Genomic DNA, 16,322 nt, shown 5'->3' on the forward strand with positions numbered 1-16,322 from the left:
AATCATTTACAGGTATTGCAACAGCAGTTACCTTTGCATTAAAAAAGAATGTGCATAAGTGGTATGTGCTACTTGTGTCGTAAAAAAGAGTTAACACTTAGCGAGAAACTAAGCCGTTATGAACAAACCATACAGCATTTTACTTTACTACTGCTATACACCAATAGCAGATCCTGAGGCCTTCCGTGAAGAGCATCACCTGTTTTGCCTGGAGAACAATATCCTGGGCCGTATTATCGTCTCTAAAGAAGGATTGAACGGTACGATCTCCGGCCTGAAAGAAGATTGCGACAAATACATGGCAACCATGAAAGCGGACCCGCGCTTTGCCAAAACCGACTTCAAAATAGATGAGTCGGATAACCATGCTTTTGCGAAACTACATGTGCGTACGAAATCTGAGATTGTGCACTCTGGCTTGCTGCACATCGACCCGAATGTACGTACAGGTGTGCACCTTTCGCCTAAAGAGTTTAAAGATATGAAAGACCGCGAAGATGTGGTGGTGCTGGATGTGCGCTCTGATTATGAGTACAACGTAGGTCGCTTTAAAAATGCGGTTACCCTAGATATTGAGAACTTCCGCGATTTTCCTGCTAAAGTAGACGAACTGAAAGAAAAGTATAAAGACAAGAAAATCCTGACTTATTGTACAGGCGGTATTAAATGCGAAAAAGCAAGTGCTTTCTTGTTGGAACAGGGCTTCGAAAATGTGTACCAGCTGCATGGCGGTATTATTAAGTACGGGATGGAAGCCGGTGGAGAAGACTTTGAGGGTAAATGCTATGTGTTTGATAACCGTGTGGCTGTAGATGTGAACAAGGTTAACCCTAAAGTGATTTCCAGGTGCTATGTATGCGATACAGAAAGCGATCGCATGGTAAACTGCGCTAATCCGGTGTGTAACCTGCACGTGCCCATCTGTGAAAAGTGTGGTTGGGAGCTGGAAGGAGCCTGTTCTGCAGAGTGTAAAGAGCATCCCGAGAAACGCCCTTACGATGGCACCGGCTACTATCAGAAAGAAATGAACGGGTACAATCCGTTGAAAGGGTTCAACCGTCGTAAGAAAACAGACGTATCTGTATAAGTATTCACTAAAGCTAGAGAAAAGCGTGTGCCTTTCAGCCACGCTTTTCTTTTTTATACCTTTAGATATTAGATGATAGACTTGCTCATGTTTTGCTATACAGTATCTCTTGAATTTTCTAACTTGAAAAGCTGAATTTTCTTGTAGAGGTGTTTTGATGTTCAAACGTTTGTCTACTATCTACCTTCTACGATCTAACATCTAGTATCTAATAGCTAAAAACCTGACTAAACTATGGCAATACCAGCATCAGAACTTATCATAAATCCTAACGGAACTATTTATCACCTAAACCTGCTGCCAGAGCATATTTCGGATAAGATTATTACAGTGGGTGATCCGGAGCGTGTGGCAAAAGTTAGCAAATATTTCGATGCCATTGAAGTAGAGGTTGTTAAGCGGGAGTTTGTAACGCATACAGGCTACTACAAAGGCAAGCGCCTGACGGTTATATCTACAGGCATGGGTACAGATAATATTGATATTCTTATGAACGAGCTGGATGCGCTGGTGAATATCGACTTTATAACCCGTGAGCCTAACCAGGAGAAAATTTCCCTGAAGATTGTGCGGGTTGGCACTTCCGGATCTTTACAGGAGGATGTGCCCCTGGGAAGCCATCTGGTGTCGCAATATGCCGTTGGCCTTGATACGCTGATGGAATTTTACCCGCTGGAGCAGAGCGATACCGAACTGCAGATCGCAACAGCCCTGCAGCAGGAGCTGGGCATTGGATTCAGGCCTTATCTTGTAAACGGTTCTATCAGCCTGCTGACAGATATAGGTGCAGGTATGATTTTAGGCAATACTTTAACCTGCCCAGGTTTTTACGCACCGCAGGGGCGTGTATTGCGTGGTGGTTTGCGCAATGCGGAGCTGCTGAAAAAGTATAATGCCTTTAGAGCAGGCGACTTCAGGTTTACGAATTTCGAGATGGAGACTGCTGGTTACTATAGTATGGGGCGCTTACTGGGGCATGAAGTACTTTCGGTAAATGCCATTGTAGCCAACCGGATAGAGCATACCTTTGCCGCTAATGCCGACGAAGTAATCGACGACCTGATTCTGAAGGTGCTGGAGCGAATATAGCAGCTCTATTCCTGCATACAAAATCGGCCTGAGAATAGCATTAAGCTATTCTCAGGCCGATTTTGTATAGGTATGGTTTTAAAAGAATTCGACTCCGACAATAGCGTTGATTGGAATAGATGACCCCGCTTTTAACGTAATAAATTTGTCTTCAACTGTCCAGATAGTAGTGGCTACTCTTTTGCGTTCTCCATCGGCTGTCTGGAACGTTATTTCAACTTTGCCATGATACGAATTACCTAAGGTGGTAGCGCGGCTCAGATCATTCATTCTTTTAGAACGGGCAACAGGATCAGTGAGAACTTCCTCCGAGTTGAAGTGTAAAGAAGGAATTACCTCTTTCTCTACCAGGGGAGCAGGTGTGGTTAATGCATTCATAGTGGTATCTGTTATTAAGCAGGTAATGTAAGAGGATGCCTATATAAATGCAAGTGTAAAACTGCTAAACCAGCATTAATTATAAATTTTGCAAGAATTCTAACGTGTCTATATTGTCAGCATAGTCCCATACCATGGGTATTTGTGTAGTGCCGAAAGGGAGGCTGTTTTCAAACCAGCCATGCGCTGAAACAACGCACTGAATCCGATCTTTCACGGCCTCCAGTTTCTGGCGCAGGTCTGGCAACGAACTGAATGTTTCGTAAAACAGCACAGAAATAGGCGAAACCAGCTGCTGGCTTGGTGTTACCAGGAAAAAGCCATTGTCGAAATGCGGCTCCTGGTTTACAAGCAGAATAGATTTGTTGTAGTCGTAATTGTTCTGATACCGGTGGTGGTCCAGTACGTCTTTGCGCTTTTCGTTAGCCTGAAAAAGCTTGTCAAACGTATAGCCTTCCGGTACAAACACCTTTGATATGTTGCGGCAGCCTAAACCATAGTACCCGAAAAAGTCGTCGCCAAAAGCTTTCAGATCCTCTTCATCTTCGTGTCCGGTTAAAATACCCACGCTGGTGCGGTTCTTCCGGATAAGATGAGGTCTTTTAGAAAAGTAATAGGCAAAAGACTGGGCCGTGTTGTCTGAGCCTGTCGCAATAATGGCGTCGGCTTCTTTCAGCATATCAACAAAAGCAAACTGATTTGCAAAGGCTGGCTCGATGTTTATAAGCATGCCGGCCAGGCGGCGCATTAATACATCATCGTCGGCATGTAGCTTCGCTAGCAGGTAGTGCCCGCTTATCAGAACAGAAAGAAAATCATGAAAACCAACCAGAGGCGTATTTCCGGGCATAACAACCCCAACCTTTTTGGGTGTAACCTGTTTAAGGTGGTAAGGGTAAAGCCACTCACGTAGGTATTGCTCATGCAGCATTAAAATAACGCCATTTAAGGCAGAGAAAACATTGTCTTCGGTAAACCAGGGATTCTTCGCAAAAGCAATAGATGCCATCGCCTTGCGCTCTTCTGTTGTCGTTTCCTGCAGTTGTTTTCCAAGTTTAACGAAAGCCTCAATCCTGTTCTCTAATGTCATGGCAAATGCTTCTAGTAAAAAATTTATTTGATAGGATACTAATTGTTCCTAATTTTGTTCGATAATAAATCCAGAATTACAAAATTATAAAAAATATACAGGAGATACGATTATGGCGATAATGATCACTGATGAATGTATTAACTGTGGCGCCTGCGAACCGGAATGCCCTAATACTGCTATTTATGAAGGCGGTATGGAGTGGACCTGGGGTGGCGGTACAGCACTTTCTGAAGTAGAGATCGACGGTGGCGAAATCATACCTGGTGATGCTCCTCAGACTCCTATTTCAGATGAGTTCTACTACATTGTATCAGATAAATGTACAGAATGTATGGGTTTCCATGAGGAACCTCAGTGTGCTGCTGTCTGCCCGGTAGATTGTTGCGTGGATGACCCCGACTACCGTGAATCAGAAGAGGAGCTATTAGCGAAGAAAGACTGGCTACACCAGGCCAGCTAAGATAAAGCTAAAGACATACAGGAAGCCTGCCTCTCTCCGGGGCGGGCTTTTTTGTTATCTGAATCAGGATCTTCAGGATGGAGAAGATGAGGAGGATGATAGATGCCATGAATTATCACTGGCAAGTGTTCTAAAAATGAATCTTGTATATCCTCAAAATCCGGTAAATCCTGATTCAGATAATTAGTATCAGGAAAATTCTCTAATTTTGCCCTTTCCGTAGAAACAGGAAATCATATTATAAGTAAACGATGTCGATTTCAACAAAATATAACCCTAAAGAAGTAGAGAAGAAGTGGTACGAAAGCTGGATGCAGCGCGGCTTCTTCCGTTCTAAGCCTAACCCGAAAAAAGAGCCTTATACCATTGTCATTCCGCCGCCAAACGTAACAGGCGTGCTGCACATGGGCCACATGCTGAACAACACGATTCAGGATGTGCTTATTCGCAGGGCAAGAATGCAGGGCAAAGAAGCTTGCTGGGTACCGGGCACCGACCATGCTTCTATTGCCACAGAGGCAAAGGTGGTGGCGATGTTGAAAGAGCGGGGCATCGAGAAAAAAGACCTGACCCGCGAAGAGTTTATGACCTACGCCTGGGAATGGAAAGAAAAGTATGGCGGCATTATCCTGGAACAGCTGAAAAAGCTGGGTGCTTCCTGCGACTGGGACCGCACTCGTTTTACCATGGAAGATGATCTTTCGGCTGCTGTAACCGAAGTGTTTGTGGACCTGTACCGCAAAGGCCAGATCTACCGGGGCGTGCGCATGGTAAACTGGGACCCACAAGGAAAAACGGCTCTTTCAGATGAAGAGGTAATTCCGAAAGATACCATGGCGAAAATGTATCACCTGCCGTACGAGGTGGTACAGGAAGAGGCTTCGGCGGAGCCTGCCTATATTACCGTAGCTACTTCCCGCCCCGAAACCATTATGGCCGACGTGGCCGTGGCAGTAAACCCGAATGATGAGCGCTATACCCATTTGCATGGCAAGAGTGTGCGTATTCCATTGCTGGGCAAAGAAATTCCAGTTATCCTGGATGAGTATGTAGCCATTGATTTTGGCACTGGTGCTCTTAAAGTAACACCTGCACACGACCTCAACGACTATGAACTGGGCCAAAAGCATAAGCTGCAGATTATTGATATCCTGAACGATGATGGAACGCTGAATGAGCGGGCACAGCTGTATGTGGGGCAGGATCGCTTTGCGGCACGCCGTAATATTGTAAAAGACCTGCAAGAAGCCGGTTTACTGGTGAAAATAGAAGAGTACCAGAGCGTACTGCAGACATCGGAGCGTACAGGGGCTGTGATAGAACCGCGCCTGTCGATGCAGTGGTGGTGCAAGATGGATGCCATGGCCAAGCCAGCCCTGGAATCTGTGATGGAAGACCAGATAAAGCTGCATCCACCCAAGTTCAAGAACATGTACCGTGCCTGGATGGATAACATCCGCGACTGGTGTATTTCGCGCCAGCTGTGGTGGGGGCAGCAGATACCTGCCTATTACCTGCCCGACGGTACTTTTGTAGTAGCTACAACCAAAGAAGAAGCACTGGAACTTGCCCGTAAGGAAAGTGGCAATGGGCAGCTGCAGTTAGATGACCTGCGCCAGGATGAGGACGTGCTGGATACCTGGTTCTCTTCGTGGCTGTGGCCAATCTCTGTTTTCGATGGTTTTAAAGATCCTGACAACAAGGATATACTTTATTATTATCCGACAAACGATCTGGTAACGGCACCTGAGATCCTGTTCTTCTGGGTGGCACGTATGATTATGGCAGGCTATGAGTTCCGTAAGGAGCCGCCTTTCCGCAATGTATACCTGACGGGTATCGTGCGCGATGCGCAGGGCCGTAAAATGTCTAAGTCGCTGGGTAACTCACCGGATCCGCTTGACCTGATCGACCAATACGGTGCGGATGGTGTGCGTACAGGTATGCTATTCAGTTCGCAGGCTGGTAACGACCTCTTCTTTGATGAGAAGCTGATTGAGCAGGGGCGTAACTTCAGTAATAAGATCTGGAACGCGTTCCGCCTGATAAAAGGCTGGGAAGTAGAGGAGAGCCTGCCGCATCGGAATGAAACAGCTATCCGGTGGTTCGAATCTCGTTTCCAGGAGGCGTTTATTCAGATTGAAGATCATTTCAGCAAATTCCGTATTTCGGATGCCTTGCTTACGGCTTATAAACTGGTGTGGGACGATTTCTGCTCTAATTACCTGGAGATGATTAAGCCTGCTTACCAGCAGCCTATCGACAAGCAAACGATAGATGCGACGGTTGGCTTCCTGGAGAACGTGCTGAAGGTATTGCATCCTTTCATGCCATTCCTGACAGAAGAAATCTGGCACGAGCTGAAAGAGCGCAAGGACAAGGAATTCCTGATTGTATCGGCATGGCCTAAGAAAGACAAGTTCGATAAGGCTATTATTGGAAAAATGGAGAGTGTGCTGAATATCGTAGGTGCTATCCGTAATATTCGTAACTCCAAAAATATCCCGAATAACAAAGCACTGCATCTTTCTATTAAAGTGATGAGTGGAGCCGATTATGAGCAGTTCCTGCCTGTGATCCGCAAGCTGGCTAACATTGAGGAGGTAAGCCTGGTACAGGAAAGCTTAGAAGGGACCATCAGCTTTGTAGAGGCAGGCGACGAGTTCTTTATTCCGATGGAAGGAAACATAGACGTAGCAGCCGAACGTGAGCGTTTGCAGAAGGAACTGGAGTATACCAGGGGCTTCCTAACATCCGTGCAGAAAAAGCTGAGCAACGAACGCTTTGTAAGCGGTGCCCCTGAGGCGGTCATCGCCAATGAGCGTAAAAAGCAAGCCGATGCTGAGGCAAAGATTCATGCTATTGAGCAGAGCCTGGCATCACTGTAGGAGATGTGAGGAGATTTGGAGATTTGAGAATTTGGAGATTTGAAGATCTCTTGATTTTGTAAACAAAAAGCGACTGCCTGTAAAATCGGGCAGTCGCTTTTTGTTGGGATACAATGATTAAGTATTTTTAATTCACCGCTATGCTTCAAATTTTTAACTTGCAGGAATGGCTTATTTGATACGGAAATTGAAAACTTGCCTCAATTAAAGCCACAAGATGCAATCTTGCGGCATAAGGAGATAAAGACATTTTCAAATTTTCAAATCTTCAAATTCTCAAATCTCCAAATTTCCTCATTCCCACATCTCCAAATTCTCAAGTTGTAAAAAGTCGTGCTAGGCACTACGCAATTATATTACTGCATACTTCCCAGCAAGCGCTCTACCTGCGCTGTATAAACAGGTAACAGGTCTGTAAGGCCGTTTTTCTTTTTGCTGTAGCCGATGTTTACTTCTTTTTGATCTATTCTATAAGCCAGCAGCCCCTGCTCTTCTTCGGTGAGGTAATACATTTTAAGAGGAGCAGAGGAAGTAGCCACGGCATAGGCTCTGAACCTGAAGTTGTTCATGATGCGCTGCTGTTTGGGTGCTTTTCCGTCTAAATACTGCTGCGTTACCACCGTGTCCAGCGCCACCTGGCTTTCTATCTGATAGATGGCTTTTATGTCGCCTTCGGGAAATGCCCATTTATGAATGGTATGATTCCCCTGGGTATTGCTGGTATGTTTGGCTCCTTCTACACCGATGCTACCTGCCACCTGGAACAACTGCAAATCTTCTAAAACAGACGCTACAGTGGAATTGATAGAGGTGTTATCGTCTACATAAACAAAATCATTCGTTAACAGCTGCTGGTCTTTCGCAATGTCTTCCAGCAAGGTAAAGGTACTATCTGCCCGGAGTAAGAACAACGACAGCAGGAAAGGGAGTATAAGGCGTAATAATAGCATAGTTTAAACGAATTACTTTCTTTAGGACATAGTCAGCTTAGTTTTTTAATTTTTATGAATGAACATTGACTTTGTGCAGCGTCGTTTCCTATCATTCCTAATTTGACAGTGTACTAGAACCTTATACTCAAATTCTGTGCTAAAAGCTATAATCTGGAGTTATCCAGCACACGCCAGTTAATGTTTCCATTGTTTACGTCGTAACGCAGCACCATATAACCTCCGTTGTGGCCGTCTTCGTAGTAGGCGAGGGCATAGCGGTCGTTCAGGATGCGGCTGTCGCGGATCACCATGGTGCCACCCACGCTACCCTCTGCCGGAATCAACTGGCTCTGCTTGCGGTTCAGGTCGTTCATCAGGTCGGTTTCTGGGTTGCGCAGTCCTCTGCCCTGCAGCCTGCGGATGTCGCTTTCGCTAAGCGCCCCTATCTGGTCGACGAAGTTTACACCGCCGGGAGGTACCATTTCCATTGTATCGGCTGGTAGCATCATGTTTTCTAAAGAATCTGCCTCTTGCTGTTGCTCCTGAAGATTCTGATCTGTTTCAATTAATTTCTCATCGGCAATAGCCAAACGACCTTCAGCCTCGTTTTTTTGCCAGTAGAAGTAAAATGCCAGGAAAAGGAAAAGACCGGCAAGTATCCAGGGTAATATATTTCTCATAGTGTTGTTTTTTTAATGCTCTAAACGCAAAGCAATGATAACAGATGCAAGGTTAATCTGCTAATGGTTTAGGAGCAGGATGTAAATTTTATTTCTAACCTATAGCGTCTTTATACTGGAACGATGTGGTTACCGGAGCAATAGGTTTACAAAGATTTTGCTTTGTGAGCAGATGCTGTCGAGGAGCTATTCCTGTTGTACAGTTACTGCTTGAATAACACCGCTACATTACCTGACCCGAAAAGAAACAGGCCCATTTCATTCATATGAAATGGGCCTGTGAAATAATATAGAGATGAACGTCTGACTTATAAGAAAGCTGTCGTACAATGACAGGTCAATCCCTTTAACATCATTCCTGACTTTTAATTTGGCAAAGCCTTAAATTGCTGTGTTCGGGTCAAAATTTTCCAGGTAATCAGCTACTCTGCGCACAAACATACCACCTAAAGAACCATCTACTACACGGTGGTCGTAGGAGTGCGACAGGAACATGAAGTGACGGATGCCGATCAGATCACCCTCCGGAGTTTCGATAACAGCCGGTTTCTTTTTAATAGCCCCTACTGCCATAATGGCTACCTGTGGTTGCATGATAATTGGTGTCCCCATTACGTTGCCGAAAGAGCCGACATTAGACACGGTATAAGTGCCGCCGGAAAGGTCGTCGGGGGTAAGTTTATTCTGGCGGGCACGATTGGCCAGATCATTTACCTTTTTAGCCAGCCCGTTCAGGTTCAATTGGTCCGCATTTTTAATGTTGGGCACGATCAGGTTGCCGCTTGGCAACGCTACGGCCATACCAATGTTAATGTCTTTGTGGCGGATAATGTTGCTGCCGTCTACCGACACGTTAATCATCGGGAAATCTTTGATGGCTTTGGCAATTGCATCAATGAAAAGCGGTGTAAAGGTAAGGCTCTCGCCTTCGCGCTTCTTGTAGGCATCTTTGTGCTTGTTTCTCCAGTTCACCAGGCTAGTTACATCGGCCTCCACAAAAGACGTCACGTGTGGCGAAATCCGCTTACTTTCCACCATACGGTCGGCAATCATCTTACGCATGCGGTCCATCTCGATAATCTCGGCGTTCCCGCTGTAGGAACTTGCCGGTTTGGCGGCAGGTGCAGCCGCCACCGATGCCTGAACTGCCGGTGCTTGTGGGGCAGCCTGTACCTGCGTTGCTGTGGCAGGCTGAGCCTGAGGTGCAGCCTGTTGTGGAGCAGTTTTACGGCTCTCTACATAAGCCAGGATATCTTTTTTAGAAACACGTCCTTCGTTGCCAGTACCAGGTACATACTCCAGTTCCTGCATCGGAATGCCTTCTTCGCGGGCAATGTTTAACACAAGCGGAGAATAGAAACGCCCTGCTGCGGGTTTATCTAATTTGGCTGCTGTAGCTGTAGCAGAAGTAGTTTCAGGAGCAGAAGCAGCTTCTGGTTGTGCACCGGCTGTTTCCTGTACTTGCGGAGCAGCGGCTTCAGCTGCAGGCTTTTCAGACGGGCTTTCCCCCGTAGCTTCCCCATCGGTGCTGATGATGGCTATAGGTGCGCCTACCGCTACAACATCGCCTTCTTTTACCAGTACTTCTTTTAGTACACCACCTTCAATAGCGGGTACTTCCGTGTCCACTTTATCTGTAGCTACCTCCAGCACCGACTCGTCCTGCTCAATGGTGTCACCCACTTGTTTGAGCCATTTCAGAATCGTACCTTCCATGATACTCTCGCCCATTTTGGGCATAACCATTTCTACAAGCGCCATATATAGTTATTCTTTTTTAAAGACGTTAGATCTTAGACACAAGACACAAGATAAAAATATCAAAGCAAGAATATGAATAATTTCAGTCTGCTGAAGAAGATCTGAAGTCTTGTGTCTTGATACTTATGTCTAATTTTAGGACAAAGTTAAAGAATTTAGCCTATTCCTCAACGGTTGGAGCCAAACTTTGCCTGATGAGGTTAAGCACTGCCAGGGCTGTATACTCTATATTGAGCAACCTGTTCTTGTTGTAGTTTAGGAGTCTGGCAATGGTTTTGTCTTTATCGGCATAAGCAATCCAGATGGTGCCAACAGGTTTTTCCGGCGTTCCGCCATCAGGGCCGGCAATGCCACTTGTAGCTACACCAATATCAGTTTTAAACTTGAGGCGCACATTTTCTGCCATCTGCTTTACTGTTTCTTCACTTACAGCGCCATGCAGTTGTAACGTTTCGGGCTTTACGTGCAGCTCCTGCACTTTAACATCATTATGATAGGCCACAACACTTCCTGTAAAGTAAGCAGAACTGCCGGGCACGCTGGTAAATTTATGGGCCAGCAGTCCTCCGGTGCAGCTTTCGGCAGTGGCAATGGTTAGCTGCTTTTCTTTTAGCAGCAGTCCGATCGCTTCTTCCAGCTTAATTTCTCCAAAGGCAAATATATTATCAGGAATAAGTTTGACTAATGCTGTTACCTGCTGCTCCAGTTCCTCGTTCAGTATGTTGGCATCTGTGCCCTGGCCTGTCAGCCTTAATCTAACCCCGTTCAGGTGCGGGAGGTAAGCCAGTTTAATGTGTGGCGGCAGGCTCACTTCCCAGGCCTCCAGGCGTTCTGCCAGTGTAGATTCCGGAATGGCAATGGTTTGTACCACTTTATGGATAATCTCAGGTGTTTTAAAGTATACCTTCAGCTTGGGCAGTACCGTATCTGTCATCATACGCTGCATCTCGAAAGGCACTCCTGGCATCGATACAAATATCTTCCCATCTTCCTCAAACCACATGCCCGGGGCAGTACCCAACACATTGCGTACAGGTGTGCAGGCAGCAGGTAAAAAAGCCTGTTGGCGGTTCAGTTCGCTAACTGCTATACTGCGCCTGCTGAAAATGGCTGTCACATCGTCGAGCGATTGCTGGTCTAGCTGTAGTTCTGTTCTAAAGTATGCGGTAAGCACATTCTTGGTGAGATCATCTTTGGTAGGGCCTAAGCCACCGGTTATCAGAATCACATCTGCTCTTTTCCGGGCATCATCCAGGGCAGTGGTTATGGCCAAAGCACTGTCGGAGATAGAAGTTATCTGTTTTACCCGGATGCCAACTTTGGTGAGCTCTGTGCCCATCCAGGCCGAATTAGTATCTACAATCTGGCCATAAAGAATTTCATCGCCTATGGTGATAATTTCTGCGTTTACCGCTTCCATATGTTTTTGGTCTGATTTATGTTTAAGCTTTCGCGAGACAAGTAGCATGACACAAGTTTCACGACTAAAAATAAAGATATGGCAGATGTGTTGGCGTATTTTTGCATGATATAATTGCAAAGACGCCGTAATAGGTAAAGGTTTCTTACTTTATTGCTCGTGATACGTTAGTTGTGCTACGCGATTCGAAATTATATAACTGTTTCAAATAAAAACTGTTCTGAAGAATATGAAAAAACTGGTTTATACTTCTCTTGTGGCCCTTGCACTGGGTGCTTCTGCCTGTACTGTAGCCGATGTGCAGCGAACGGTTGATGGTGTTTTAGCAGGCACCGGCGGTGCTGTAACCCGCGAAGAGGTGGCCTCTGGTTTACGGCAGGCTTTGGAGGTGGGCATTAAGAAAGGAGCCGACCAGGCTTCACAAACAGATGGATATTATAAAAACCCGTTAATCAGGATTCCTTTTCCGGAGGATGTGAAGCGTGTGGAAAATACGTTAAGGCAGGTGGGCCTGGGAAACGAAGTGGACCGGTTTATCCTTACCCTGAACAGGGGAGCTGAAGATGCAGCCAAAAGCGCTGTGCCTATCTTTGTTAGCGCCATCAAGCAAATGACCATACAAGATGCCTGGGGAATTCTGAAAGGCGATAAAGATGCGGCTACGCAATACCTGAAGCGGACTACTTCGGAGCAACTGTATAACACGTTTAATCCGATAGTGGTAAAATCGCTGGAGAAGACGAACGCTACCCGGTACTATGCTGATATTGTAAACCAGTACAACAAGATTCCGCTGGTGCAAAAGGTAAACCCGGACCTGGACGATTATGCTACCCAGAAAGCAATGGATGGTTTGTTTCAGTTAGTGGCCCAGGAGGAGGCCAACATTCGTGAAAATCCTATTGCCCGAACCACTGAGTTGCTCCGCAGAGTGTTCACTAAAGAAAATCAGTCCTAGTAGTTACATACATTCACTTACCAGAACGCCCGCTTTACCATAAAGTAAAGCGGGCGTTCTTTTTTGTGGAACATAAAGCACTCAATAAAAGTACAATACAGCAAATTTTTAAAACCAAATGCCTGGCACTCAATACCAGAACTATGAAAAATAAACCTTTCAGATACCATACCCTGACCAAAGAGCAGGACCTGGATATTTTAGTAGAAGAAATAGGGGATGCGCGTATTGTCATGTTAGGAGAAGCCTCACACGGAACTTCTGAATATTATACCTGGCGTACAGCTATCTCGAAGCGGCTTATACAGGATAAGGGCTTTTGTTGTATAGCTGTGGAAGGCGATTGGCCCGAGTGCTATAGCGTGAACAGGTTTATAAAAGGGTATCAGAACTCCGGTAGTAAAATTGCCGATGTACTGCAGGTGTACAGGCGCTGGCCTACCTGGATGTGGGCGAACTGGGAAGTAGCTGCTTTGGTAGAATGGCTTCGGGATTATAATCACCTGAAAAACGGAGCCGAGAAGGCCGGCTTCTACGGGCTGGATGTGTATAGTTTATGGGAGTCGCTGGATCAGATTGTGCGGTTTCTGGAGCAGCGGGATGGCAATGCGGCAGAGGCTGCCCGGAATGCGATTAACTGTTTTGAGCCTTTTAACCGTGACCCTCAGTATTATGCGCAGGCCACGGCTTTTGTGCCTACCGATTGCGAGAAAGAAGTAATGGAGATGTTGCAGCGTATCCAGAAGCAACCTGCCTTTTCCAGCGATGCCGAACATGATTTTAATACCAAACAGAATGCCCTCGTAGCCGCAAATGCCGAAAAGTATTACCGTGCCATGATGAAAGGAGGAGTCGGTTCCTGGAATGTGCGGGATGCGCATATGATGGAGACGCTGGATCGCCTCCTGGAGCTACACGGGCCTGACTCAAAGATTATCGTTTGGGAACACAATACCCACATTGGCGATGCCCGCGCAACTGACATGGCAGATGATGGCATGTATAATATCGGGCAGCTGGCCCGGGAGAAGTACGGCCATGAGCAGGTGAAGCTGATTGGCTTTGGCACCTACCAGGGAACAGTGATTGCAGGCAAATCATGGGGGGCGCCTATGCAGAAAATGGAAGTGCCGCCTGCCAGAGAAGGTAGCTGGGAGGCACTGTTGCATGAGATCAGCACCGACGATAAGATTATCTTCTCAAAAGACCTGGCTGAAGTGGCGGAGCTGCAAAAAAGAATCGGCCATAGAGCTATAGGCGTAGTCTACGATCCTAAATTGGAAGCTTACGGCAACTATGTGCCTACCATTATACCGGAGCGTTACGACGCCTTTATCTACTTCGAGGATACAGAAGCTGTACACCCTCTGCACTTCACCAACAGAGGCAGCAGAGAACCGGAGTTATACCCGTGGAATTATTAGAATTTGAAGATTAGGGAATGTGGGAATTTGGAGATTTGAAGATTTAATGAAGTAGCAGTACAGACAAATCTGCCTTGCTGCTTCATCCGGAAAATTTTATTAAGAGACTTAATCTGTTTTCTCAGTCAGCAGCAGATTGTAGCACATTAGCACATTAAAAAATTAGCACATTTCCACATCTCCACATTTCCTCCCTAACCTCGTTGTATCAGGAAAACAATGTAGCCGATGTAGATCAGCATAAAGAGTATGCCATTCCAGCGATCGATGGTGTTTCTTTTTCCGATGGGAAGTACAATAATGAGAAGCGTACTGGCTACGATCATCATAATGATATCGGAGTTACTTACCACATTGAAAGGAAGGGGATGTATGGTGGCACTTAAGCCCAGAATCCAGAGCAGGTTAAATATGTTGGAACCAATTACATTACCTACCGCTATATCGGTGTTCTTGCGAAGAGCGGCCATAGCCGAGGTGACCAGCTCGGGCAACGATGTGCCAATGGCTACAACCGTTAAGCCAATAAAAGACTCGCTTAAACCATAAGACTGAGCAATTTCCACGGCACTGTCTACTACCCATTGGCCACCCAGAAACAAACCGGCTCCACCTGCCGCCAGGTATAACACGGACTTTGGAAGCGGCATAATAGCGGGTTTTTCATCTTCTTCGTGAGCCGGATCGTTGTTTGTTTTAGCCACATTATAGATGTAGGCCATAAACATAATAAAGAAAAACAGCAGGATAAAGCCGTCTAACCGGCTGATGTATAACTGGGTTTCATTTCCTAAGATGACGACGTTCGCTAAAAAGCCAACCAGTAGCGTTGCAATCAGGGAAAAAGGAATTTCGGTTATAACAGTGTTTCTTTTGATTGGAATTGGTGCCAGAATGGCTGTAAACCCGATAATGAGAAGCAGGTTAGCTACATTACTCCCAAACACGTTACCTATTGCTAACTCTGACTGCCCCTGCAAGCTGGACATGATGTTGATGATCAGTTCAGGCAGGGAAGTGCCAAAAGATACGATCGTAAGACCAACTACCATATCCGAGATATTATACCTCTTGGCAATGGAGGAAGCTCCTGCTACGAGAATATCAGCACCTTTGATCAGAAGAATAAATCCTGCAATTAAGAGAATGTAGGTTAGCATGAGATAGGGGATAATATTGAGATGGATAATACAACCTGGTGAAGCCAGAATAATAAAGGCTGCCTGCAGCTTGGTAGCTTGGGGCAGCCTTTATCTTTATCTCACAGCAGGTTACTGCATATTGTGGTACACCGCCTGAACGTCGTCGTCTTCTTCGAACCGTTCAATCAGGTTTTCAATCTCCTCTGCCTGTTCATCCGTCAGTTCTGTGCGGGTATTCGGGATTCGCTGCAGTTCGGCACTGATCACATTCAGGCCTTTTTCCTCCAGCGCCTTCTGCATCGTACCAAAATCAGTAAAGGCGGTCTCAATGATAATCTCTCCTTCGTGTTCGTAAATATCTTCAGCTCCGAAATCGATCAGCTCCAGTTCCAGTTCTTCGATATCGGTGCCTTCCGGAGCAATTTTAAAAATGCCTTTACGGGTAAAAAGGAAATCCAGAGAACCTGTTTTTCCAAGAGCACCGCCTCCACGCGAAAAATAGACACGCATGTTGGCTACAGTACGGTTAATATTATCTGTTGCCGTTTCTACCAGGATAGCTATGCCATAAGGGCCGTATCCTTCGTACACGATCTCTTCGTAGTCTTTTTCTTCTTTAGAGGAGGCTCGTTTAATAGCTGATTCCACTTTATCTTTCGGCATGTTTACGCCTTTGGCGTTCTGGATCGCCGTACGTAAGCGGGCGTTCGATTCAGGATTAGGTCCGCCTTCTTTAACCGCTATCGCAATCTCTTTGCCCAAGCGCGTAAAAGCTTTCGACATTTTATCCCAACGCTTAAATTTACGGGCTTTTCTAAATTCAAATGCTCGTCCCATGGTGTCTTAGTTTTGTATTACAAATTTAGGCAGCTTGTGCGAAATATGGTAGTTTATTTTGAATTAGATCACAAAAGCTTCCAATACCAGCTAAGATTTTTCGAATAAAGAAACTGGCGCAAGCGTCCGCTTGTGCTTAGACAGACAGCAACAGCATTGTGCCGGACTAGTGC

The 16,322-nt window shown here is 45.9% G+C and carries 14 protein-coding genes; 6 read left to right on the top strand and 8 right to left on the bottom strand.

Annotation, left to right across the window (positions count from 1 at the left end; translation table 11 throughout):
• The first annotated feature begins 118 nt into the window (after positions 1–118).
• On the top strand, positions 119–1,087 hold the full coding sequence (locus C1N53_RS00245; protein WP_137757423.1) for a rhodanese-related sulfurtransferase: 969 nt from the start codon (positions 119–121) through the stop codon (positions 1,085–1,087).
• A 234-nt stretch (positions 1,088–1,321) separates the two neighbouring features.
• Positions 1,322–2,176, top strand: coding sequence for a nucleoside phosphorylase (locus C1N53_RS00250; protein ID WP_137757424.1), 855 nt, complete (start codon positions 1,322–1,324; stop codon positions 2,174–2,176).
• A 78-nt stretch (positions 2,177–2,254) separates the two neighbouring features.
• Here C1N53_RS00250 and C1N53_RS00255 read toward each other — a convergent pair whose 3' ends face one another.
• Both C1N53_RS00255 and C1N53_RS00260 read right to left on the bottom strand, forming a co-directional pair.
• Positions 2,255–2,554, bottom strand: coding sequence for a hypothetical protein (locus C1N53_RS00255; RefSeq protein WP_137757425.1), 300 nt, complete (start codon positions 2,552–2,554; stop codon positions 2,255–2,257).
• Between the two features lie 79 nt (positions 2,555–2,633).
• The gene (locus C1N53_RS00260) at positions 2,634–3,644 is read right to left on the bottom strand and encodes an acyl-CoA reductase (RefSeq protein WP_137757426.1); all 1,011 of its coding nucleotides are present in this window, start codon (positions 3,642–3,644) and stop codon (positions 2,634–2,636) included.
• 112 nt (positions 3,645–3,756) lie between these two features.
• Between C1N53_RS00260 and C1N53_RS00265 the strand changes: the two genes are divergently transcribed.
• On the top strand, positions 3,757–4,107 hold the full coding sequence (locus tag C1N53_RS00265) for a 4Fe-4S binding protein (protein ID WP_137757427.1): 351 nt from the start codon (positions 3,757–3,759) through the stop codon (positions 4,105–4,107).
• Between the two features lie 251 nt (positions 4,108–4,358).
• Entirely contained in the window at positions 4,359–6,995 is a 2,637-nt protein-coding gene (locus C1N53_RS00270; RefSeq protein ID WP_137757428.1) for a valine--tRNA ligase, read from the top strand.
• Between the two features lie 356 nt (positions 6,996–7,351).
• Here C1N53_RS00270 and C1N53_RS00275 read toward each other — a convergent pair whose 3' ends face one another.
• From C1N53_RS00275 to C1N53_RS00290, 4 genes are all read right to left on the bottom strand, one after another.
• Positions 7,352–7,945 (bottom strand): hypothetical protein, encoded by a 594-nt coding sequence (locus C1N53_RS00275; RefSeq protein WP_137757429.1) that lies wholly within the window; start codon positions 7,943–7,945, stop codon positions 7,352–7,354.
• Positions 7,946–8,091: 146 nt separating this feature from the next.
• Positions 8,092–8,607, bottom strand: a complete 516-nt coding sequence (locus C1N53_RS00280; RefSeq protein WP_137757430.1) for a hypothetical protein — start codon at positions 8,605–8,607, stop codon at positions 8,092–8,094.
• 381 nt (positions 8,608–8,988) lie between these two features.
• Positions 8,989–10,368, bottom strand: a complete 1,380-nt coding sequence (locus tag C1N53_RS00285) for a dihydrolipoamide acetyltransferase family protein (protein ID WP_137757431.1) — start codon at positions 10,366–10,368, stop codon at positions 8,989–8,991.
• Positions 10,369–10,528: 160 nt separating this feature from the next.
• Entirely contained in the window at positions 10,529–11,788 is a 1,260-nt protein-coding gene (locus C1N53_RS00290; RefSeq protein WP_137757432.1) for a competence/damage-inducible protein A, read from the bottom strand.
• A 229-nt stretch (positions 11,789–12,017) separates the two neighbouring features.
• On the opposite strand from C1N53_RS00290, the gene C1N53_RS00295 reads away from it, so the two are divergent.
• Together C1N53_RS00295 and C1N53_RS00300 are read left to right on the top strand one after the other, a co-directional pair.
• Positions 12,018–12,746: a DUF4197 domain-containing protein gene (locus C1N53_RS00295; protein WP_137757433.1), complete on the top strand. Its 729-nt coding sequence runs from the start codon at positions 12,018–12,020 to the stop codon at positions 12,744–12,746.
• Positions 12,747–12,889: 143 nt separating this feature from the next.
• Entirely contained in the window at positions 12,890–14,170 is a 1,281-nt protein-coding gene (locus tag C1N53_RS00300; RefSeq protein WP_137757434.1) for an erythromycin esterase family protein, read from the top strand.
• Between the two features lie 194 nt (positions 14,171–14,364).
• On the opposite strand, the gene C1N53_RS00305 is transcribed toward C1N53_RS00300, so the two are convergent.
• Positions 14,365–15,330, bottom strand: a complete 966-nt coding sequence (locus C1N53_RS00305) for a calcium/sodium antiporter (protein ID WP_137757435.1) — start codon at positions 15,328–15,330, stop codon at positions 14,365–14,367.
• Positions 15,331–15,441: 111 nt separating this feature from the next.
• Complete coding sequence (locus tag C1N53_RS00310) at positions 15,442–16,149, bottom strand: YebC/PmpR family DNA-binding transcriptional regulator (RefSeq protein ID WP_137757436.1); 708 nt, start codon at positions 16,147–16,149, stop codon at positions 15,442–15,444.
• Between the last annotated feature and the right edge of the window lie 173 nt (positions 16,150–16,322).

Origin of the sequence: Pontibacter sp. SGAir0037 (genome assembly GCF_005491705.1) — a bacterium.
In the GTDB taxonomy this organism is placed as follows: Bacteria; Bacteroidota; Bacteroidia; order Cytophagales; family Hymenobacteraceae; genus Pontibacter.

What these genes read in the sequence shown, in the direction of transcription:
- C1N53_RS00245 (WP_137757423.1), top strand. Translation starts at nt 119, where the DNA reads ATGAACAAACCATACAGCATTTTACTTTACTACTGCTATACACCAATA.
- C1N53_RS00250 (WP_137757424.1), top strand. Translation starts at nt 1,322, where the DNA reads ATGGCAATACCAGCATCAGAACTTATCATAAATCCTAACGGAACTATT.
- C1N53_RS00255 (WP_137757425.1), bottom strand. Translation starts at nt 2,554, where the DNA reads ATGAATGCATTAACCACACCTGCTCCCCTGGTAGAGAAAGAGGTAATT.
- C1N53_RS00260 (WP_137757426.1), bottom strand. Translation starts at nt 3,644, where the DNA reads ATGACATTAGAGAACAGGATTGAGGCTTTCGTTAAACTTGGAAAACAA.
- C1N53_RS00265 (WP_137757427.1), top strand. Translation starts at nt 3,757, where the DNA reads ATGGCGATAATGATCACTGATGAATGTATTAACTGTGGCGCCTGCGAA.
- C1N53_RS00270 (WP_137757428.1), top strand. Translation starts at nt 4,359, where the DNA reads ATGTCGATTTCAACAAAATATAACCCTAAAGAAGTAGAGAAGAAGTGG.
- C1N53_RS00275 (WP_137757429.1), bottom strand. Translation starts at nt 7,945, where the DNA reads ATGCTATTATTACGCCTTATACTCCCTTTCCTGCTGTCGTTGTTCTTA.
- C1N53_RS00280 (WP_137757430.1), bottom strand. Translation starts at nt 8,607, where the DNA reads ATGAGAAATATATTACCCTGGATACTTGCCGGTCTTTTCCTTTTCCTG.
- C1N53_RS00285 (WP_137757431.1), bottom strand. Translation starts at nt 10,368, where the DNA reads ATGGCGCTTGTAGAAATGGTTATGCCCAAAATGGGCGAGAGTATCATG.
- C1N53_RS00290 (WP_137757432.1), bottom strand. Translation starts at nt 11,788, where the DNA reads ATGGAAGCGGTAAACGCAGAAATTATCACCATAGGCGATGAAATTCTT.
- C1N53_RS00295 (WP_137757433.1), top strand. Translation starts at nt 12,018, where the DNA reads ATGAAAAAACTGGTTTATACTTCTCTTGTGGCCCTTGCACTGGGTGCT.
- C1N53_RS00300 (WP_137757434.1), top strand. Translation starts at nt 12,890, where the DNA reads ATGAAAAATAAACCTTTCAGATACCATACCCTGACCAAAGAGCAGGAC.
- C1N53_RS00305 (WP_137757435.1), bottom strand. Translation starts at nt 15,330, where the DNA reads ATGCTAACCTACATTCTCTTAATTGCAGGATTTATTCTTCTGATCAAA.
- C1N53_RS00310 (WP_137757436.1), bottom strand. Translation starts at nt 16,149, where the DNA reads ATGGGACGAGCATTTGAATTTAGAAAAGCCCGTAAATTTAAGCGTTGG.